At 58.5% G+C, this 19,377-nt stretch carries 18 protein-coding genes; 12 read left to right on the forward strand and 6 right to left on the reverse strand.

Annotation, left to right across the window (positions count from 1 at the left end; genetic code table 11):
- The first annotated feature begins 148 nt into the window (after positions 1-148).
- Positions 149-1,255 (forward strand): ABC transporter ATP-binding protein, encoded by a 1,107-nt coding sequence (locus ACGS9J_RS15790; RefSeq protein ID WP_442231808.1) that lies wholly within the window; start codon positions 149-151, stop codon positions 1,253-1,255.
- 34 nt (positions 1,256-1,289) lie between these two features.
- Here ACGS9J_RS15790 and ACGS9J_RS15795 read toward each other — a convergent pair whose 3' ends face one another.
- Entirely contained in the window at positions 1,290-1,907 is a 618-nt protein-coding gene (locus ACGS9J_RS15795) for a TetR/AcrR family transcriptional regulator (RefSeq protein WP_442231809.1), read from the reverse strand.
- 124 nt (positions 1,908-2,031) lie between these two features.
- On the opposite strand from ACGS9J_RS15795, the gene ACGS9J_RS15800 reads away from it, so the two are divergent.
- Positions 2,032-3,063: an SDR family oxidoreductase gene (locus tag ACGS9J_RS15800; protein ID WP_442231810.1), complete on the forward strand. Its 1,032-nt coding sequence runs from the start codon at positions 2,032-2,034 to the stop codon at positions 3,061-3,063.
- A gap of 11 nt (positions 3,064-3,074) precedes the next feature.
- Here ACGS9J_RS15800 and ACGS9J_RS15805 read toward each other — a convergent pair whose 3' ends face one another.
- Positions 3,075-4,163: an oxidoreductase gene (locus tag ACGS9J_RS15805; RefSeq protein ID WP_442231811.1), complete on the reverse strand. Its 1,089-nt coding sequence runs from the start codon at positions 4,161-4,163 to the stop codon at positions 3,075-3,077.
- A 223-nt stretch (positions 4,164-4,386) separates the two neighbouring features.
- Here ACGS9J_RS15805 and ACGS9J_RS15810 point away from each other — a divergent pair, with 223 nt between their 5' ends.
- Entirely contained in the window at positions 4,387-5,460 is a 1,074-nt protein-coding gene (locus ACGS9J_RS15810; protein ID WP_442231812.1) for a sugar ABC transporter substrate-binding protein, read from the forward strand.
- A gap of 9 nt (positions 5,461-5,469) precedes the next feature.
- Complete coding sequence (locus ACGS9J_RS15815) at positions 5,470-6,717, forward strand: LVIVD repeat-containing protein (protein ID WP_442231813.1); 1,248 nt, start codon at positions 5,470-5,472, stop codon at positions 6,715-6,717.
- Here ACGS9J_RS15815 and ACGS9J_RS15820 read toward each other — a convergent pair.
- Complete coding sequence (locus tag ACGS9J_RS15820; protein WP_442231814.1) at positions 6,678-8,123, reverse strand: MFS transporter; 1,446 nt, start codon at positions 8,121-8,123, stop codon at positions 6,678-6,680. The genes ACGS9J_RS15815 and ACGS9J_RS15820 overlap by 40 nt on opposite strands.
- Positions 8,124-8,307: 184 nt before the next feature.
- On the opposite strand from ACGS9J_RS15820, the gene ACGS9J_RS15825 reads away from it, so the two are divergent.
- The gene (locus ACGS9J_RS15825) at positions 8,308-9,171 is read left to right on the forward strand and encodes an alpha/beta hydrolase (protein WP_442231815.1); all 864 of its coding nucleotides are present in this window, start codon (positions 8,308-8,310) and stop codon (positions 9,169-9,171) included.
- Here ACGS9J_RS15825 and ACGS9J_RS15830 read toward each other — a convergent pair.
- A complete protein-coding gene (locus tag ACGS9J_RS15830) occupies positions 9,164-10,339 on the reverse strand; it encodes an MFS transporter (RefSeq protein ID WP_442231984.1) in 1,176 nt (391 codons plus the stop codon). The genes ACGS9J_RS15825 and ACGS9J_RS15830 overlap by 8 nt on opposite strands.
- The gene (locus tag ACGS9J_RS15835) at positions 10,339-11,508 is read right to left on the reverse strand and encodes a serine hydrolase domain-containing protein (protein WP_442231816.1); all 1,170 of its coding nucleotides are present in this window, start codon (positions 11,506-11,508) and stop codon (positions 10,339-10,341) included. The genes ACGS9J_RS15830 and ACGS9J_RS15835 overlap by 1 nt, the downstream gene beginning before the upstream one ends.
- Positions 11,509-11,629: 121 nt before the next feature.
- On the opposite strand from ACGS9J_RS15835, the gene ACGS9J_RS15840 reads away from it, so the two are divergent.
- The 6 genes from ACGS9J_RS15840 (at position 11,630) to ACGS9J_RS15865 (ending at position 18,021) form a co-directional block, all read left to right on the forward strand.
- The gene (locus ACGS9J_RS15840; protein ID WP_442231817.1) at positions 11,630-12,517 is read left to right on the forward strand and encodes a LysR family transcriptional regulator; all 888 of its coding nucleotides are present in this window, start codon (positions 11,630-11,632) and stop codon (positions 12,515-12,517) included.
- Between the two features lie 226 nt (positions 12,518-12,743).
- Entirely contained in the window at positions 12,744-14,063 is a 1,320-nt protein-coding gene (locus ACGS9J_RS15845; protein WP_442231818.1) for an MmgE/PrpD family protein, read from the forward strand.
- Positions 14,064-14,080: 17 nt separating this feature from the next.
- Positions 14,081-15,418, forward strand: coding sequence for an LLM class flavin-dependent oxidoreductase (locus tag ACGS9J_RS15850; protein WP_442231819.1), 1,338 nt, complete (start codon positions 14,081-14,083; stop codon positions 15,416-15,418).
- Positions 15,419-15,434: 16 nt separating this feature from the next.
- Complete coding sequence (locus ACGS9J_RS15855) at positions 15,435-16,349, forward strand: ABC transporter substrate-binding protein (protein WP_442231820.1); 915 nt, start codon at positions 15,435-15,437, stop codon at positions 16,347-16,349.
- Positions 16,346-17,263 carry an amino acid ABC transporter permease gene (locus tag ACGS9J_RS15860; RefSeq protein WP_442231821.1) on the forward strand — a complete coding sequence of 306 codons (918 nt, stop codon included), beginning with the start codon at positions 16,346-16,348 and terminating at the stop codon, positions 17,261-17,263. The genes ACGS9J_RS15855 and ACGS9J_RS15860 overlap by 4 nt, the downstream gene beginning before the upstream one ends.
- Positions 17,260-18,021, forward strand: coding sequence for an amino acid ABC transporter ATP-binding protein (locus tag ACGS9J_RS15865; RefSeq protein WP_442231822.1), 762 nt, complete (start codon positions 17,260-17,262; stop codon positions 18,019-18,021). The genes ACGS9J_RS15860 and ACGS9J_RS15865 overlap by 4 nt, the downstream gene beginning before the upstream one ends.
- A gap of 38 nt (positions 18,022-18,059) precedes the next feature.
- On the opposite strand, the gene ACGS9J_RS15870 is transcribed toward ACGS9J_RS15865, so the two are convergent.
- Positions 18,060-18,200: an AcrZ family multidrug efflux pump-associated protein gene (locus tag ACGS9J_RS15870; RefSeq protein ID WP_442231823.1), complete on the reverse strand. Its 141-nt coding sequence runs from the start codon at positions 18,198-18,200 to the stop codon at positions 18,060-18,062.
- 555 nt (positions 18,201-18,755) lie between these two features.
- On the opposite strand from ACGS9J_RS15870, the gene osmB reads away from it, so the two are divergent.
- Positions 18,756-18,968 carry an osmotically-inducible lipoprotein OsmB gene (gene osmB, locus ACGS9J_RS15875; protein WP_442231824.1) on the forward strand — a complete coding sequence of 71 codons (213 nt, stop codon included), beginning with the start codon at positions 18,756-18,758 and terminating at the stop codon, positions 18,966-18,968.
- Positions 18,969-19,377: the final 409 nt, after the last annotated feature.

Genomic DNA, 19,377 nt, shown 5'->3' on the forward strand with positions numbered 1-19,377 from the left:
TGCAGCGCAGTTATAGTCTTTTCAAGCCTTTCCGGCGGTTATGACGGCGAGAAAATAATTGTTATACGTATTACATTCAGCCTGAAAACAACAGCCGGAAGACACCCTGACGGGGTTTGTCGACCGATCACTTTCCGAGGATTAACAGATGTCCAGCATAAGACTGAGGAATGTCACCAAGCAATTTGGCAAAACGGTGACCTTGCACAATATCAACCTTGAAATTGAAAGCGGTGAGTTCGCCGTGTTCGTTGGGCCATCAGGATGCGGTAAATCTACCCTGCTGCGCATGATTGCCGGGTTGGAGGAGATCAGCGATGGAGACATACTGATTGGCAATGAGCGCGTCAATGACGTGGCACCCGCCCATCGCGGTGTCGCTATGGTCTTTCAGTCCTACGCGCTCTACCCGCATATGACCGTGGCCGAAAACATGGGCTATGGGTTAAAGGTGAATGGAGTGCCGAAAGAGCAAATCCGCCACCAGATTGAAATGGTGGCCAAAACCCTGCAACTTTCCCATTTGCTGGACAGAAAGCCCAAGCAGCTTTCCGGTGGCCAACGCCAGCGCACCGCCATTGGCCGCGCCATAGTGCGCAACCCCAAGGTTTTCATGTTCGATGAGCCGCTTTCCAACCTGGACGCCGAGCTGCGGGTCGATATGCGCCTGCATATCGCCAAGCTGCATCAGGAGCTGAAAACCACCATGGTGTATGTCACCCACGATCAGGTTGAGGCCATGACGCTGGCCGACAAGATTGTGGTGATGAATTACGGCAAAGTGGAGCAAATGGGCGCGCCAATGGCACTGTATTACAACCCGATCAACAAGTTCGTTGCCGGGTTTATCGGCTCACCAAAGATGAACTTCTTGCCGGCCACGGTGGTGAACTGGACGCCGGAGCTACTGACCGTTTCTATCGGAGCAGATAAAACCTTGGCTCTCGCTATAGCTACCCTGCAGGTGGCTCCCGGCGAAGGCGTCACCCTTGGGATCCGCCCCGAGCACCTGTCTACCCACTCAGATTCGCCGCTGCGGCTCGACTTCCACTGTGAAGTCGTCGAACGACTTGGGAATAACACCTACCTGTTCGGTCAGTGTCATGGTCACGATGGCTTCAAAATGCTGTTGCCCGGCGATGCGCAGTTTCGCCCTTACCAAAAATTGCAGCCCGGGTTCCAGGCGGAGCAATGTTTAGTGTTTGATGCCGACGGCGCACGCATCAGCGCCGATATTCAGTTTCCGCCCTCCTGATATCACCGGAGCATGGGTGTTTCCTGGAAGAGGCTCAGCCTGCTGATGGCACGCACAGCAGGCTACGCAGAAACAGCATCAACAACCGACCCGAGGGGTCAACTCCGGGACGAGTCCGTTGCAACGCCAAGCCGTGCGCCATTGCCATAAAGGCTGCCGCCAGCTCATTGGGTGCTGCGGGCGGCGTCTTACCGACCTGCTCAAACAACGCCCCTATCACCACGCCAATTTTTGCCTGATGGGCATCCCAGACGGTTTGATATTCAACGGCAAAGGCCGGGCTGCGTTGCGCATGCAATTGCAGCTCTATCGACAGCATGCACCAGTCCGCCTCCAGATTGAGGTTCGCCGACCAGGCATCGAGCGCTGCCAAGGCTTGATCGGCACTGGCGGTGTGACTTTCGGTCAGTCGGGTGAGTTGTGCTGCCTCCGTTTCCATATGGCGCTGCAAAAGTTCCAGCAGCAGATCCTCTTTGGAAGCAAAATTGGAATAGAAAGCCCCCTGCGAATAGCCGGCCTGACTGGCGATATCACGGATCGATGTGCCACCATAACCGCCGACAATAAACAACTGGCGAGCCGTTTCAATCAAGCGTTCACGAGTCTGATGCTGGCTTTCCTCGCGTGTTAACCGTTTTTTAATCGTTTTCATCCGTATCCACTTTAGGCTGCTTGTCGCCGATCTGACAGCATTCAAGATATCACTTGATATTTTAAACCTCTACCCCTAGATTTAGATATCACTTGAAATTTGAAACCCGCTTAAGGCTTTAATCATGATGAAAATGAACATGGCGTTTGTTACCGGCGCAACCGGATTGCTTGGCAATAATCTGGTGCGTGAACTTATCGCCCAAGGGTACGCGGTCAAAGCCTTGGTGCGCTCGCTGGAAAAAGGCCGTCAGCAGTTCGGGGCGACCAAGGGCATTGAGTTGATCGCAGGCGATATGGCCGACGTAGCCTCTTTTGCCGAGCAGCTGCAAGGCTGTGATGTTCTGTTCCATACCGCCGCCTACTTCCGTGATAACTATAAGGGCGGTAACCACTGGGCGAAGCTGAAAGCGGTCAACGTCGGGGGCACCGAACATCTGCTTGAACAGGCTTACCGCTCAGGCATACGTCGTTTTGTGCACACCTCGTCGATCGCGGTGCTCAACGGCGAACCGGGCCAACCAATCGACGAGACCTGTTTGCGGCTTCCCGAGGATGCCGATGATTATTACCGCAGTAAAATACTGGCGGATGAAGTCGTTTTGCAATTCCTGGAACGGCATCCGGACATGCACGGCAGTCTGGTTTTGCCGGGATGGATGTGGGGCCCGGGCGATCTTGGCCCTACCTCTTCCGGCCAACTGGCCAATGACGTGATGCAGGGTAAATTGCCGGGATTGGTGACGGGCAGTTTTTCCGTGGTTGACGCGCGAGATGTGGCGCAGGCCATGATACTGGCCGCAGAACGAGGCAAACGCGGTGAGCGCTATCTGGCCGCAGGAAGACATACGACCATGCACCAGTTGGTGCCGCTGCTGGGCAGGATTACCGGTGTCAAAACGCCAACCCGCACGCTGCCATTGCCGTTACTTTATCTGGTGGCCACGCTGCAGGAAGCCTATGCCCGCCTCAGTGGCAAACCGGTGTTGCTCAGTCTGGCAACGGTACGCCTGATGGTAAAAGAGGCCAATCGTTCTCATTTTAATCATGCTAAAAGCGAGCGCGAATTGGGTCTGACATTCCGACCGCTGGAACAGACCCTTCAGGATACGGTGGCGTGGCTGCGCAATCCGCCCTCATCCACCGGTTTCCTATAACGCGCCCCCGGTTAAGCAGTGTGTAATTCCACCGAGCGAAGTGCGGATCGCAATGTGGCTTCGCTGACTGTCAGCGGCAGCAGGTGAATTGACTCTCCCGGCTGCAAGGTGTGATCGATCAGCCGTTTGATTTGTCCCTCATCGTGAATATCCACCTGCAGGGCCGCCAGACTTACCGGCAAATCCAACCGCCGGTAGAGCGCAATCAACTGCGCCACGGTTTCCGGCTGCCCCAGCAAGGCGCTTTGAACCAGAATGCCATACGCCACCTTGGTACCGTGCAGGAAAGCATCGGTTTGCGGCAGTGCGGTCAGGCCGTTGTGCACCGAATGCGCGGCGGCGATGCGGGTATAGCGATCGCCCAATCCGCCCACCAATCCCCCGCCGGCGATAATCGCCTCCAGCACATTGAGGAAGGCCTGACTCAATTGCCCTTCCGCCTGCGCCTGCAACGCCGCCTCGCTTTGGTTGAGCAACACGTCGCGCAACGTCAGCGCGGTATTGAGCCCCAACTGCACGGTTAACGGTAAACGTTCCGGCTGCGGGCTGAGCACCACGGCTTCATACCATTTCGCCAGAGTATCGCCGATACCGGCCAGCAGATACTCGCTCGGGGCGCGCAGGATAATTTCCGGTTCGACCAATACCAGATGGTTGGCATCGTTGAAAATTTCATAGCGCAATGCCTGGCCCTGATCGTTGTACCAGACCGACAACGGCGTCCAGGCGGCGCAGGTGGCGGCAATGGTGGGGATCGCCACCAGCGGCAGCCCCAGCCGACGGGCCACCACTTTGGCGGTGTCCAGCACCGCACCGCCGCCAACGCCGATCACCACCTGCCGATCCGTGCCGGCCTGCCGCACGATGTCCTGCACCGTGCTTTCGCTGCAGTGGCTGTTGAACCGCACCCGACGGGCTTCGGGGTGGTCAAACAGCGTCGGCAGCCAGGGTTTGGCCGCCGCCAGTGCGCGCTCGCCATACACCCAGAGCGCATTGCGCAGCTGTTGTGGCGAGTAAAACTGCGTCAGTTGGTCAATCGCACCGGGAAAAGCGAAGTAATTGGCGGGGCCGGCGACCACGCGGATGGCGTTATCACTCATCTTCAAGTCCTTATTTTGTCAGCTATTGCCATCATAGAGGCGAGGAAGCCGATCACTAATACTCTTTTGTATTAGCTTATGATTTTTCGTTCATTGTCATCTGCGGCTCCCCCATGGAAACTGGCTGCCACAATTCATTCTTTCAATAAAAAACCATCCCAATGGTGACGATGAATTGTCCTCCCGCTTTTTAATGATGCTTAACCATGCAGGGTAATACTCAATGAAATTGTTCAACACCTCACTTCTGGCGCTCAGTCTGTTCGCCGTGTTTCCCGCGTTCTCCGCCGCCACTCCCGCCCCGATCCCGGCGGCCATCGCCAATCATCAGGGGCCGATCCGCATCGCGGTGATCCGCAATTTGGGTTCGGACGACAACACCACTCAGTTTGTCAGCGGTGCGGTGCAGGAAGGCCGCAAGCTGGGTTTTCAGGTCAATACCTTTCTGACCAACGGTGACGACGCCAAATTCCAGGACTTCGTCAATCAGGCGATCAGCCAGAAGTACGACGGCATTATTCTGTCGCAAGGGCGCGATCCTTATTCCACCGCGCTGCTCAAACGCATCGCCGACAGCGGTATCGCGGTGGCGGCTTTTGATACCGCCGTTCAGGGTGAAATACCGGGCGTGACCATCAGCCAGCAGGACGACGCTTCGTTGACCGACCTTTCGTTTGGGCAATTGGTGAAAGACTTCAACGGCCAGGCGAATATCGTCAAGCTGTGGGTGGCGGGTTTCCCGCCGATGGAGCGACGTCAGGCGCAGTACCAAAAGCTGCTGAAAGATCAGCCCGGCATCAAAGAACTTGAGTCCATCGGTGCGGTGTCTTCCGACGTTCAGGGCGATACGGCCAACAAAATTGGCGCGATCCTGGCCAAATACCCGAAGGGCAAAATCGACGCCATCTGGGGCACCTGGGACGCGTTTAGCCAGGGAGCCTACAAGGCCCTGCAGGAGAATGGTCGCACCGAAATCAAACTCTACAGTATCGATATCTCCAACCAGGATCTGGCGCTGATGCGTGCCAAAGGCAGCGCCTGGAAGCTCAGCGTGGCGGTCGATCCCAAGCTGATTGGCGCCGTCAACCTGCGTCTGGTCGCCAATAAAATCGCCGGCGAGAAAACTCCGGCGACCTATGAATTTAAAGCCGCCGCCATTCCGCAAGCCCTGCTGCTGAGCCATCCGGAAGCCACCAACGTCGCTTCGCTGGCGAAAGTGATCCCGGACTGGGGCAAATCGGACGATTTCATCTCTCCCTGGTTCGCCACGCTTGAAGCGCAACAGGCGAAAAAATAAGGAGCGGTGATGGCAACGCAACCCCTTCCTCAGCCCGAGTACAGCCGCAATATGCGGCTGATCGGCCACAGCGATCAGGGCGGCAGGCCCGATGGCGTGCAGGTTATGGTGCATCGGGGCTATGCCTATATCGGCCATATGGTTTCGCAGGGGTTTTCCATCGTCGACGTACGCGATGCGAAGAACCCCCGGCCCGCCGGTTATATCCCCGCACCGCCCGGCACCTGGAATGTGCATTTGCAGGCGCATGACGATTTGTTGCTGGTGATTAACGCCAGGGACCTGTTCGCCGACGTGCATTTTGCCGATGAGAAGGTCTATTACACCCGCGCCATCGGCCAGACCCTTTCGGCGGAAGACGCGCGCAACTGGAGCGCCGGGGTACGCATTTTCGATATTTCCACCCCGGACCGACCACAGGAGATTGGCTTTCTGGCGCTGGAAGGGATCGGTGTCCACCGCATCTGGTACGTGGGCGGCCGCTGGGCTTACGTTTCCGCGCTGATCGACGGCTACAGCGACTACATTTTTCTGACCGTCGATCTGGCCGATCCCCGTGATCCGCAAATCGCCGGGCGCTGGTGGCTGCCGGGCATGCACAGCGCCGCAGGTGAAACACCCGACTGGCCTGAGGGCAAACGTTACGCCCTGCACCACGCGATCATCAGCGGCGATACCGCCTATGCGAGTTGGCGCGACGGTGGCCTGACGCTGTTGGATATCAAGGATCCTCATCAGCCGCAGTTAATTGCTCACCGCAACTGGAGCCCGCCGTTCGGCGGTGGCACCCACACCGCCCTGCCGCTGCCGGATCGGGATCTGCTGGTGGTGCTGGATGAAGCGGTGCTCGACAACCAGGAGGACGGCGAAAAACTGATCTGGCTGTTTGATATTCGCCATCCGGCCAACCCGGTGAGCATCGCCACCTTCCCACAGCCGGATGAACGCGATTACGTCAGCAAAGGTGCGCACTTCGGCCCGCATAATTTGCATGAGAATCGCCCCGGCAGTTTTATCAGCTCAACGCTGATTTTCGCCACTTACCAAAACGCCGGCGTCCGCGCCTACGACATCAGCAACCCTTACCAGCCGAAAGAAACCGGCGCTTTGGTGCCCGCCGCCCCGCAGAGAATGATGGACACACGCCCCGACCGTCCGCAGGTGATCCAGTCGTGCGACGTCTTTGTCGATGCCAAGGGGATTATCTACAGCACGGATTACAACGGCGGTTTGTCGATCATCGAATACCTGGGCTGAGAATTCAGGGCGGCATGGTTTCTGATGGCCATCGCCAGGGCAATTGCCGCCAACACTCCGGCGACCAGGAAAGTTACGCGCATACCGTTCGACACCGCATTGGCCGTTACCAGCTTGATATCGCCGGTATTCGCCGCCAGCACAAACAATGCGCCCATCGCCGAGGCACCGGTGATCAACCCCAGGTTGCGCGAGAGGTTGATCATGCCGGATATCACCCCGCGTTGCTCCGGGGGCGCGTGCTTGAGGAGAGTCGTATTATTGGCGACCTGAAAGAGTGCGTAGCCCAGCGTCATCAGGCAAAGCGGCGCCACGTAGCCGAACACGCCCTGCGTTAGCGACATCATCGACAGAGTACCCGCACCAACGGCCATGATCGTCAGGCCCACTGTGGTGATCTTTTGCGCCCCAAACCTGTCCACCCAGCGGCCTGCCGGTACCCCGAGCAAAGCCGCCACTATCGGCCCAGCCGACATCGCCAACCCGGCCTGTCCGACGGTTAAACCCAGCCCGCGCGTCAGATAAAACGGCCCCACCACCAGCGTCGTCATCATGATCGTCATCACCAGCGCGCTCATGGCCAACCCGACGCCCAGTCCCGGTTGCCGGAACAGCGCCGGTTGTATCAGCGGAGCCGCGGTACGCTTTTCCAACCAGAAAAATACGCCTAACCCCAACGCGGCGCACAGCAACAACGTCAGATTGACGACACCAAAGGCACCGCGCCCTAACGTCATCGACAGCGCATAACAGGCCAGCGTCAGGCCGAGCAGTAAGGTACCGGGCAGATCAAACCGGCCGCGATCCTGTTGCGGTTGCGGTTCCGCCGGCGGTAAATAGCGGTAAACCAGCAGAAAGGCCACTATGCCCACCGGGATGTTAACCAGAAACATGGCCCGCCAGCCAAAAGCAAAGATCAACGCACCACCCAGCGACGGCCCGAGTGCCGTGCCGACGGCCGACATACTGCCCAGCAGCCCCATGGCGCGGCCGGTATGTTCTTTCCCGACCGTCTCGCCGACCAGCGCCAGGGTCATCGCCATCATCACCGCCGCCCCTAATCCTTGCGCGACGCGCGCTGCCAACAGCAGCCAAATCTCGGGCGCCATGGCGCACAGCCCGGAAGCCAGGGTGAACAGGGAAATCCCTGTCAGCAGCAAACGGCGGCGCCCCAGGCGATCGCCCAAACGCCCTAGCGCGATAATAGACGTGGTGATCGCCAGCAGGTAGACGATCACCACCCATTGAACCGCCTGAAAAGAGGTATTGAACGCCTGCGCCAGCGTCGGCAACCCCACGTTGGCGATACTGGCACCCAGTGAAGAAACCAGCATCGACAAAGCAAGGCTGGCGAGGATGCTGCGCAGATTGACCTGCCCGGTGGCATGTTGAGCGATAAACTTCATTTTGCTGACTCCTGATTGAACCTGTCAGTAGCCTATGCCACCCGATGACAGGGCGGAAGGCGCAGCAGATGCAGTTTATAAGTGCATGAGACGCCATAGCCGTGCGGATCGGCACCCGCATTAACAAGCAAACGTCAAAACGGCTTCCGGCAGATGATGAGGGGCAACCACTCAAGGAGAGATAATGAAAATCGACCTGCTGTTTGATGACCTGTCCATGCGTGCCGTGCAGTACAACGCCCGAGCCTCGGTTGAAGATTTTGACGCCTGCATGACGCAATATGCGCAACTGGCCGCGCAGGCCAAAGCGCAGACGCCGGGGATTTATGATATCCATTACGGCATGGGCATCGCCGAACGCCTGGATTTGTTCCCTGCCGCCAGCCAGCCTTCACCGCTGTTGGTGTTTATCCACGGGGGATATTGGCACTCCCAACGCAAGGAAGAGGCCTGCTCGATGGCGGCGAACTTCACCCGGCATGGCGTAGCGGTGGCCACCCTGGAATACACCTTGCAACCGGAAGCCACGCTGGCGGAAATCGTCCGCGAGGTCCGCAGCGCGATAGCCTGGCTTTACCGTCATGCCGCCCAGTATGGCATTGACCCAGAACGTATCTTTGTCAGCGGCAGCTCCGCCGGCGGCCACCTGAGCGGCATGCTGATCGCCGATGACTGGCAGCACCGGTATCAGGTGCCGGTCAACGTGATCAAAGGGGCATTGGCGCTGAGTGGCCTGTATGACATCCGGCCGCTGTGCGATATCTACGTGAATGACTGGATGCGTCTGACGCCAGAGCAAGCGGCAACGCTCAGCCCGCTGTTGATGCTGCCGGAAACAGCACATGCCCCGCAGATCCTGCTCGACGTCGGCGCCAAAGAAACCCAGGGTTTCCGCAACCAGACGCTGGCCTATTACGCCGCCTGCCGCGAAAAAGGGCTGAATGTGGCGCTGCTGGAAGACCGGCACAACAACCATTTCACACTGGTGAACGAGTTGGCCAATCCGCACAGCGCCATGTTCCAACGCGTGATGGCGATGATTAAATAGCCCCCTCGGTCACGGCGGCGTTCTCCCGGTGGTAGAGCCTGATTTTAAGCGCAATTGTCGCCGCCGCCAGCGCCGCGAACAGCCAGCCGCAGACAATGCTGCCCTGTAGCCCCAAGGCATCAATAAACCCGCCGCTGACCACGGAACCCACCGCCACCCCCAAATTAATAAAGGCGATATACAGCCCGGTGGCGAATTCCGGTGCCTGCGGCGCTTCGGAGGTCAGCCAAATTTGCGTCACTATCAAGCCGCTGGTGTGCGCCGCCCCCCAAAACAGGCAGATGGCGATCATCATGCCCAGTTGGGTACTGCCATAGCGGTACAGTAATAAATACGCGACCGCCAATACCACGGGGTGCAACAACGTGGTCGCGAACCGGTGCCGGTGCAGCCATTTCCCCGCCAGCAGGTTGCCGGACACCCCACCCACGCCAAAAATCACCAGCAACAGGCCCACCCTGGGTCCGCTGATGCCGATTTCGCCACTCAGGTATTCGGTGGCATAGGCATAAACGGAAAACATCGCGGCGAAGATCAGCACGCAGGCGAGAATATTCAGCCACAGCGCCCCACTGCGCAGTATCGCCAACTGTTTGCCGTAGCTCATTTTGTGGCTGGCGGCATCGGGCAGACGGAATAATAAGCCAACACCGGCCAGCAGATTAACCAGCGCGCAAAACAGGAATGAGGCCTCATAACTGAAGCGTTCGGCGATCCAATGCGTCAGCGGGATCCCCAGCACCATGCCCATGCTGGTGCCGACAAAGGCATAGGCCGTCGCCCGCGTCATCTGCTGTTTGGGATACAACGAAGCCGCTGCCACCATCGCCAGCGAAAAGTAAATCGGGTGAAACAGCGCCGGCAGAATGCGCAGGATCATCAGGGTGCTGAAACTGGCCGCATAGGCCGACAGCACGCTGACCAAAGCAAACACGGCCAGCGAAATCAGCAGCATGCGTTTGCGGTTAAACCGCGAGGCCAGCAACACCAACAGTGGCCCCAGCAAAGCGATCGTCACCGCAAATGCACCGACCAACAGCCCGGCCTGAGCCGCAGAAATCGCGTAACGGGCCATGATCAGCGGTAAAATCCCCACCACGCCAAACTCGATGCAGTAAACGCCAAACAGCCCCAGAGCGATGAAAAAAATCGGCGGCAGGATCTTCATCATTGGCCTCCGGCAAGAGTCGGTAATCCGTCATACACCGCCTGGCACAGTTCACCGACAAACGCCCCCGCCATGCCTTCCAGCGCCGTATTGGTGAAGGCCACCACGCTGAGTTGCCGGGCCGGATCGACAAACCAGGAATGCCCGTAAGTTCCCCCCATCCGCCAGGTGCCGACAGATTCCGGCGTCTGCGCCGCCTGTGGGTCTTTCAACACGGTGATCCCCAGTCCAAAACCGCGCCCCGGCCAGAATGGCATCGCTAAATCGCCGATCTGGTTGCTGGTCATGGCCGTTACCCAGGCTTCGGGCAACAATGGTGCGCCCCCTTGGCGCAGAGCTTCCAGCAAGCGCAGAAAATCCTCCGCCGACCCTACCATCCCCGCGCCCCCCGAGGCATAGGCGTTGGCATCCAGCGCCCGGGCCGGCGAAAGGTTAAAACCGGCGGTGCCGTCGATAAACGCCAGTCGGTCCGGTTGTTGCAGAGGCCGGGGTTCGGGATGGTGGTTAGCATAAGCGACCGTCAACCGCTGCGGATCGGTGGCGGTGAAACCGGTATCCTGCATCGCCATCGGCCCGGTCACCAACTGTGCCACCGCTTGCGGCAACGGCAGACCGCTGACTTGTTCAATCACCGCGCCCAATACGTCGGTGGCTATCGAATAACGCCACTCGGTACCCGGCGTTGCCAGCAACGGGACCGAGGCGATACGGCGCACATTTTCTGCCAGGCTGAGCGGGTCGTCATCCATGCCGTCGGACACGCCCGCTTGCGCATAAAACCCCTGCTCCGGTTGGAAAAAACGGTAGCTCAAGCCAGCCGTATGGGTCATCAGATGGCGTACGGTCAATAAAGGCAGGTTACCGTCCGCCGTTCGTGGCCGAAACGACGGCAACCAGCGCGTGACCGGGTCCTCGAGCCCTAAACGCCCCTGTGCCATTAACACCAGCGCCGCCGTGGACAGGATCGGTTTGGAAACCGAGGCCAACCGGAACAGCGCATCGACGCTCATCGGCTTACCCGCCTCACGATCCGCCATGCCTGCCGCACGGCGATAAACCAGCTCACCGCCCTGCGCCACCAACACCACGGCGCCCACCAGTCGCTTTTGCTCCAGCGCCAGATCGGTCGCCTTATCAATAGCCGCGGTATTGAGTTTGTCTCTGTTCATCGGTCATCCCCTGCTCGACAGCGAATTCTGTCGTCCCTGAGGATAGGATCTGGCGCACCACAGAAAAACAGGCTAGATTTCCCTTCATAACGGACACTAACGTCCACAATAGGATAACAAGATGGATAATCTGGCCGGGGTCTCTGCGTTTGTTCAGGCGGCAGAAACGCTCAGTTTTGTCGAGGCCGGTCGCCTGTTGGGCGTTTCCGCTTCGGCAATAGGTAAAAGCATTGCCCGGCTGGAGGCGCGTCTGGGTGTGCGACTGTTTCACCGCAGCACCCGCAGCATGACGTTGACGGCGGAGGGCCGGCTGTTCTTGCAGCGTTGCCAGCGCATCCTTGGTGAAATGGCGGCGGCGGAACAGGAACTGAGCGAGAGCCGCAGCGCGCCACGCGGCAGACTTCGCGTCAGCTTGCCGCTGGTGGGTGGCCTGCTCAACCCGGTGCTGGCGACGTTTATCCGCCGATACCCGGAAATAGAGCTGGATCTGGATTTTTCCGACCGCCGGGTTGAGGTGATTGAGGAAGGGTTCGACGCGGTGATCCGCGTTGGTGAAACCGAAGATTCAAGGCTGATGAGCCGTCAATTGGGCCACTTTCACCTGCAACTGGTGGCCTCGCCCGACTATTTGCGTCAGACGGGCACACCGCAACAGCCGGACGATCTGCGCCATCATGCTTGCCTGCTTTACAAATTCCCCACCACCGGCAAAGTCGAAGCCTGGCCAGTAGTGGGCTGGGAAAAGAACCTCGCTGACGGCCTGCATGCCGCTGCGGTGTGCAATAACGTCGATACGCTGATCTATCTGGCGGAACAGGGTCAGGGTATTGCCTGCCTGCCCGACTTCGCGGTGAAGCAGGCGCTGGCCGGACAACGCCTGGAACAGGTGCTTGGCGAACATTGTCGGCATACCGGCAGCTTTAAAATCCTTTGGCCCTCCAGTAAACACCTGACGCCCAGGCTGCGGGTATTTATCGATCTGCTGAGTGAACAGCTGTTCCCCCTGTAACGGCCTACCGTTCTTAAGCTCAATTGCGCCTTTGCTTTTCACTAAAATGACTAAGGCAGGCGCAACACCGCCTTTCATCGGCGGTATTGCGCCCCCCGTCGCACGCTATATTCCATTTTGAAATATGAAATTTCCGTTCGTTCTTTCGGGCGCAATAAAATCGCCACACAATGAAATCTGAATCTCAGCCCGGCACATAACCGCATAAAAAATCAGGTTTTATATCTTGTCATCGCTCATAACCGCTCAATTTACCCGCCTGGTGCTGGATAGCCGGCCCGAAGGATCCGCCCTGTCGGCCGCCCGCCAAGGGCTGATGGACTATTTCGCCTGCGCATTGCCGATCGCCCAGGGTGCACTCGTCGACAGCGGATTGGCGGCGGTAAAATCGGTATTTCCCCCGGTCGGGGCAGAGAACCGTGCGCTGTATTTTGGCTATATCAGCCACTCGCTGGATTTCGATGATTATCACCCTGCGCTGCGCGGCCACCCCACCACGGTGGTGCTCTCTGCGCTGTTGGCGCTGACCGGCGATAACCCCGACGTTGACGCGCTATTGACCGCCTATGTCATTGGCGTAGAGGCGGCCGGACGTCTGGGGCTGGCGGCCGGTACCCAACACTATCAACTGGGTTTTCACAGCACCGCGACGCTGGGGGCCGTTGCCGCCAGTGCCGCTGCGGCACGCTATTTGCGGCTCACTGCGCACCAAACACAGATCGCCCTCGGGTTGGCCGCCACCCAGGCCGCGGGACTGCGCAGCCAGTTCGGTTCTGCCGCCAAACCGCTGCATGCGGGCTTAGCCGCGCGCGCGGCGGTGAATGCGGTTCTGCTGGCCCAGGCCGGCTTTGCCGGGCAGCCGGAAGGTGTGATAGACAGCCTGTTGAGCTCGCACGGCGACGGACGCCAGCGGCCGGAATTGTTGACCGCCGATTGGGGCGCGCCCTGGCGCATCCTGCAGCCGGGTCTGGAGTTTAAACGCTACCCGACCTGCGGCGGCACCCACAGCGCCGCCGAAGCCGCCTTCGCCCTGCGCGAACGCCTGCTCGAACAAGGTTTGGCCGCCGCCGATATTCCCGCGGCGATTGCCCATATTCAGGTCAGTTTTCCGCCCGGTGCCGACACCGCCCCTTATATCCGCCGCCCGTCAAACGGGGTCGAGGCACGTTTTAGCCTGGAATACGTCATCGCCGATGCGTTGTACAGCGGCGCCGTGCCGCTGATGCACTACGGTGAAAACCCCGTAGATCCCCTGATTGCCGCCCTGGCGGCACGGGTTGAACGCCATGCCGACCTGACGGCACCGCCAGACGAGCTGGATGCGGAGTTACGCTTCCACCGCGTCACGCTAACGCTGCACGACGGCCGCCAGTTAAGTGACATCGTCACAAGAAAGCAAACCGCCGCCCGACAGACCGACGTCGGCGCCAAGCTGCGCAGCATCCTGCTGCTGCTGCCGCAGTTGGACAGTGACAGCGTGATGACTGACTGCGCGCTAACGCAGCCCGCCGCGCTGACCCGCTTAATCGAATTATTAAACCAATAATAACTATAGGAATAATTATGAGTACTTCACCTTCAACACCATCGCGTCAATTACGTCTCGGCCTGTTTGTTCAGGCGCTGGGCCACCACGTCGGCGGCTGGCGCGCCGAGGGAGCCAGCGGTTCACCGACGGACATTGACTGGTTCACCTGGATTGCCCAAAAGGCCGAGGAAGGCACCTTTGACATGTTCTTCGTCGGCGACGCGCTGGCAACCAGCGTGCACCGCTTGCCTTCCACCCTGTCGCGCCTGGAGCCGCTGACGCTGCTGGCCGCGCTGGCGGTCAAGACCCAACATATCGGGTTGGCGGCCACCGCTTCCACCACCTTCGATCAGCCCTTCCACCTGGCACGCGCCATGGCCTCTATCGACCATATCAGCCACGGCCGCGCGGCCTGGAACGTGGTGACCTCGTTCTCTGGCGACGCGGCGCGCAATTTCAGCCGCGACGATCTGCCTACGCACGCTGAACGCTATGAAGTGGCACGTGAGTTCCTCGAAGCCAGCTACAAACTGTGGGATGGCTGGGAGGAAGGCGCCATCGTGCGTGACAAACAAAGCGGCGTGTACGCCATCGACGAGAAAATTCATGCCGCCAACCATCAGGGCAAACACTACTCGGTACAGGGCCCGCTGAATATTTCCCGCTCGCCGCAGGGCCGCCCGGTGATCATCGAAGCCGGTTCTTCGCCTGCCGGGCAACAGCTGGCCGCGGAAACCGCCGAGGTGGTGTTTACCGCCGCCGCGACGCTGGAAGAAGGCCAGGCGTTTTATCGCAGCCAGAAGAAATTTGTCGCCGATGCCGGCCGTAACCCGGATCACCTGCTGATCCTGCCGGGCGTGATGCCGATCATTGGCCGCACCAAGGCCGAGGCGCAAGAGACCTGGTATCAGCTCAACCAATTGGTGGACATCGATAACGGTATCGAGCAGCTTTCCGCACGTTTCGGTTTCGACCTGAGCGGCTTCCCGCTCGATGGCCCGGTACCGGACGTCGGCGCCACCGAAGGCGGTCAAAGCCGGGTGAAACTGCTGACCGATCTGGCGGCACGCGAAAACCTGACGCTGCGTGAACTGGCGGCGGTCGCTGCCGGCTCGCGCGGGCATCGCGTGGTGGTCGGCACCGCCGAGGAGATCGCCGATGACTTCCAACTGTGGCTGGAACAACAAGGCGCCGATGGCTTTAACATCATGCCGGCGGTGTTGCCAAATCAGCTGGAACTGTTCGTCGAACTGGTGATCCCCGAACTGCGCCGTCGCGGCCTGTTCCGCGAGGAATATCAGTATTCAACCCTGCGTGAAAACCTGGGCCTGCCGCAACCGGCAATCAGCTTCGCCAACGTAAAAACGGCTTAATTCGCAGGGGAACATAATGAAAACCAACCTCAAACGCACCGCGCTGTCCCTGCTGCTGGCCAGCGCCACCTTAGCGCCATTGGCCGTCGGTTATGCGGCCGAAGGCGACGTGCCCTTCCGCGCCGCGGTAAAAGCCAGTGCCGATCCCGCGCTGCACGACAGCCTGCCGGAGGCGATAAAAAAATCCGGTTACATCGTGGCGGGCACCAACCCCAATACGCCGCCGACCACTTTCTATGAAGCGGACAACAAAACGCTGGCCGGACGTGAAATAGACGTGATGAGCGCCATTGCCGATCGTCTCGGCGTGGCGATTCACTGGAAGGACACCGGCGGTTTTGACAATATTATTCCCGGCCTGAAGTCCGGCCGCTACGACGTGGCTTTGGCCAACATAGATGCCAATAAAAAGCGCTTCCAACAGGTCGATTTCGTCGGCTATTACAACGCTTCCAAGCTGGCACTGATCGCCCGTAAAGATGCCGCATTAGGCCCTTACAGCGATTTGGCGCAGCTTTGCGGGCAAACCGTCGGCGCCGGGGCGGGCACTTCACAGATCACCCGATTGCAGCAGGCCAGCGACAGCTGCGTCAGCGGCGGCAAACCGGCCATCACCATTCCGATTTTCCCGGATCGTCCGGCCGGGGTTCAGGCGGTGATCAGCGGCCGAGTGCCGATGTTCTTCGGCCCGTATGAAGGCTTGCGTTATCAGGCCACCCACGTTAAACCGCTGGCGCTGGCCGGTGACATCAATATTGAAGGCACCACGGTCGCCATCGCCTTGCCGAAAGGATCTGAGCTGGTGAAACCGGTGCAGGCGGCGCTTAACTCGCTGATTGCCGATGGCAGCTACCAGAAAATCCTCGACGGTTGGGATATCGGTTTCGGCGCGGTGAAAACCGCGGGCATCAATGAAGAGATTGCAAAATGAATGGGCCACAAACGGCCGATGATGCCGAACTGCGCATCGTCGGTCATCGGCACTACGGGCGCTGGTTCAGCGCCTTGTTGGTGCTGCTGATCGTTGGCATTATCGCCAATTCAATGGTGCACAACCCGCGCTTCGAATGGGCGGTGGTGGCGGAAAACTTCACCGAAGCGTCGATTATCAACGGCGTGATCATGACGCTGAAACTCACCGTGATTTCGGTGATCTTCGGCTTCGCCGGCGGCGTGCTGCTGGCGTTGATGCGCCTGTCGGCCAACCCGGTGCTGGTGGCGGTGAGCTGGTTCTATACCTGGTTCTTCCGCGCAGTGCCGATGCTGGTACAGCTTTTCCTGTGGTACAACATCGCGGCGCTCTACCCGCGCATTAGCCTGTGGATCCCTTTCCTGGGCGAAGTCGCCAGTGCGCCGACCAACACCATCATCAGCACCTTTAGTGCGGCGGTGATCGCCCTGGTGATGCATCAGTCGGCTTACGCGGCGGAGATTGTGCGCGCCGGTATCCAAAGCGTCGGCAGCGGCCAACTGGAAGCGGCCAAGGCGCTGGGCTATCGCCGTGGGCAGATCCTGTGGCGCGTGGTTTTGCCACAGGCGATGCGCACCATTTTGCCGCCCGCCGGCAATGAGGTGATCGGGCAGCTTAAAACCACCGCGGTGGTGTCGGTGATCGCCCTGCAGGACGTGTTGTATTCGGCACAAATCATCTACCAGCGCACCTACGAGGTGATCCCGCTGCTGTTGGTCGCCACGTTGTGGTATCTGGTGATGACCTCGATTTTGTCGATCGGCCAGCACTACGTTGAGCGTTATTTTGGCCGTGGTAGCCAGGCCGCACGCGGCAACTGGCTGTTGCGCCGCCGCAAGGCCCCAACCCCCCTGTCACAGGAAGCAGAATCATGAGCGCCGCCATTCAGATCAACCGGGTGCGCAAGTCATTTTCCGGCACCGAGGTGTTGAAAAATATCAGCCTGCAGATCCCGGCGGGGTCCGTGACGGTGATCCTCGGCCCTTCCGGTTCGGGAAAATCGACCTTGCTGCGCTGCATCAATCACCTGGAGAAACTTGACGGCGGCACCATTCGCGTCGGCGACCAACTCATCGGTTATCGCCAGAAAGGTCAGCAGTTGTATGAGCTGAAGGAGCGCGAGGTGGCCGAACAGCGTAAAAGCATCGGCATGGTGTTCCAGCAGTTCAATTTGTTCCCCCACCGCACGGTGCTGGAAAACGTCACGGAAGCGCCGCTGCTGGTGAAGAAGGAAAAGAAAGCCGTGGTGGTGGAACGGGCCAAGGCGCTGCTGAACCGCGTCGGGCTGGAACATCGCATTCATGCCTGGCCACGCGAGCTGTCCGGTGGGCAGCAACAGCGAGTGGCTATTGCCCGCGCGCTGGCGATGAACCCAGAGGTGCTGCTGTTCGATGAGCCGACTTCTGCGCTCGATCCCGAATTGGTGGGCGAAGTGCTACAGGTGATGAAAGGCCTGACGCATTCCGGCATGACCATGGTGGTGGTGACGCATGAAATTGGCTTTGCCCGCGAAGTGGCCGACCAAATTATCTTTATGGATCAGGGAAAGGTGGTGGAAACGGGGACGGCACAACAGGTGCTGGATGCGCCCGTACATCAGAGAACGCGAGATTTCCTGGCGACGGTACTGTAAACCTGCATCGGGGGGCATTGCGCCCCTCGATCATAACGTCAACTTCCGCTCTTTTTCCCGCCAACGGCAGAGAACAGGTTAAACAGTTCACCCAGGCCATAAATCGAGCCGAGCAATAGGGCTATCATTACCGGTACCATGATCACCACGGTTGCCAAACTCTCCAGCATTTCTAACATCGTTGTCTCCTGGTTTTTAAGCAGAAAAAAGCCTGCCCAGAAAGGAAAATTCCCTGGGATTTCTTAAGGTTATTTTTGCTTGATTTCAATCTGTGATGCAGATCACACCCTAATATTGCTAATGTAACTTACACAGTTGCATTACCGCAATGCAAAAAAATGCTCTCTGGCGGACAGGGCCACGCCTGCGGCTCAACGCCGGGGTGTAGGCAGGAATGAGTATTTGAAACATGATGTGGATAGTGCGATGTCACGCGCCCCTTTACGGATAGCCGAACATCTTGCCTGACGCTTGCCGCTGTCGTGCTTGTCGATGAGCCTTCGGATTTTTAACGGATTTTGGCGATTATCCAGCCCCTTCGACGGGCTGACAACCCGGTTGTTTAATCGCCGGTTAAAAATAAGCCAGCGATTAAATAAAATCGCCAGGCTCAAAATTAAGAATATTTACCTATTCTATTTTCCTGCGGCGGAATACATTCATCTCAACTTCTACCGGCCGATTAATCAGTACTTTCTTTGTCTGTTAATTAGGCAATTTACCAGGAAACTCTTATGAACCTTAAACGTGCCGCAGGTGCGATGATTGTCATCATGGCAACGCTTTCTGTCACTGCATGCGGGAATATGTCTCACCGCGATCGCAACACCGCTATCGGCGCCGGCGTCGGTGCTCTGGGTGGCGCAGTATTGACCGACGGCAGTACGCTGGGGACGCTGGGCGGCGCAGCGCTGGGCGGCATCATCGGCCACCAGACCGGTCGTTAATTCCCGTAGCAGAAATAAAATTTCAGGTCGGATTGACCCTGTTTAAAAATCCGACCTGAAAATGACGGTCCTTTTTTATTTTCTTTTCTCATGGCGACCGAATAATCACATTAAGATTATTTGTATTTTCATTAGCGATAAAACTTCGTCGATAAAACACCCCGAGCCAAAACCCGATTCAAGCTACCGCTTTTTCAGCCCATTAAAATCGCCTCGTCCGCCAGCCGTTTTCGATTGACTGACTCACGCTGAGCCACGTCGCTGCCTGAGCTTTTTGGCAGAACATGCCCTGCCCGCCGTTCTGTTGTAGAAACCCACTTTGCCCGCAGGGTCCATTCAAAAACCATTCTATTATTATTGCGCTCCAGCTCTCCTTTTTATTTCTTGACTTAGCCAACGTCAGGATTAT

Origin of the sequence: Serratia quinivorans, assembly GCF_052113645.1 — a bacterium.
In the GTDB taxonomy this organism is placed as follows: domain Bacteria; phylum Pseudomonadota; class Gammaproteobacteria; order Enterobacterales; family Enterobacteriaceae; genus Serratia; species Serratia quinivorans_B.

Coding starts and splice junctions, on each gene's coding strand:
- ACGS9J_RS15805 (WP_442231811.1), bottom strand. CDS start 4,163: ATGAGTGATAACGCCATCCGCGTGGTCGCCGGCCCCGCCAATTACTTC.
- ACGS9J_RS15820 (WP_442231814.1), bottom strand. CDS start 8,123: ATGAAGTTTATCGCTCAACATGCCACCGGGCAGGTCAATCTGCGCAGC.
- ACGS9J_RS15825 (WP_442231815.1), top strand. CDS start 8,308: ATGAAAATCGACCTGCTGTTTGATGACCTGTCCATGCGTGCCGTGCAG.
- ACGS9J_RS15790 (WP_442231808.1), top strand. CDS start 149: ATGTCCAGCATAAGACTGAGGAATGTCACCAAGCAATTTGGCAAAACG.
- ACGS9J_RS15795 (WP_442231809.1), bottom strand. CDS start 1,907: ATGAAAACGATTAAAAAACGGTTAACACGCGAGGAAAGCCAGCATCAG.
- ACGS9J_RS15830 (WP_442231984.1), bottom strand. CDS start 10,339: ATGAAGATCCTGCCGCCGATTTTTTTCATCGCTCTGGGGCTGTTTGGC.
- ACGS9J_RS15870 (WP_442231823.1), bottom strand. CDS start 18,200: ATGTTAGAAATGCTGGAGAGTTTGGCAACCGTGGTGATCATGGTACCG.
- ACGS9J_RS15840 (WP_442231817.1), top strand. CDS start 11,630: ATGGATAATCTGGCCGGGGTCTCTGCGTTTGTTCAGGCGGCAGAAACG.
- ACGS9J_RS15865 (WP_442231822.1), top strand. CDS start 17,260: ATGAGCGCCGCCATTCAGATCAACCGGGTGCGCAAGTCATTTTCCGGC.
- ACGS9J_RS15850 (WP_442231819.1), top strand. CDS start 14,081: ATGAGTACTTCACCTTCAACACCATCGCGTCAATTACGTCTCGGCCTG.
- ACGS9J_RS15810 (WP_442231812.1), top strand. CDS start 4,387: ATGAAATTGTTCAACACCTCACTTCTGGCGCTCAGTCTGTTCGCCGTG.
- osmB (WP_442231824.1), top strand. CDS start 18,756: ATGAACCTTAAACGTGCCGCAGGTGCGATGATTGTCATCATGGCAACG.
- ACGS9J_RS15855 (WP_442231820.1), top strand. CDS start 15,435: ATGAAAACCAACCTCAAACGCACCGCGCTGTCCCTGCTGCTGGCCAGC.
- ACGS9J_RS15815 (WP_442231813.1), top strand. CDS start 5,470: ATGGCAACGCAACCCCTTCCTCAGCCCGAGTACAGCCGCAATATGCGG.
- ACGS9J_RS15860 (WP_442231821.1), top strand. CDS start 16,346: ATGAATGGGCCACAAACGGCCGATGATGCCGAACTGCGCATCGTCGGT.
- ACGS9J_RS15835 (WP_442231816.1), bottom strand. CDS start 11,508: ATGAACAGAGACAAACTCAATACCGCGGCTATTGATAAGGCGACCGAT.
- ACGS9J_RS15800 (WP_442231810.1), top strand. CDS start 2,032: ATGATGAAAATGAACATGGCGTTTGTTACCGGCGCAACCGGATTGCTT.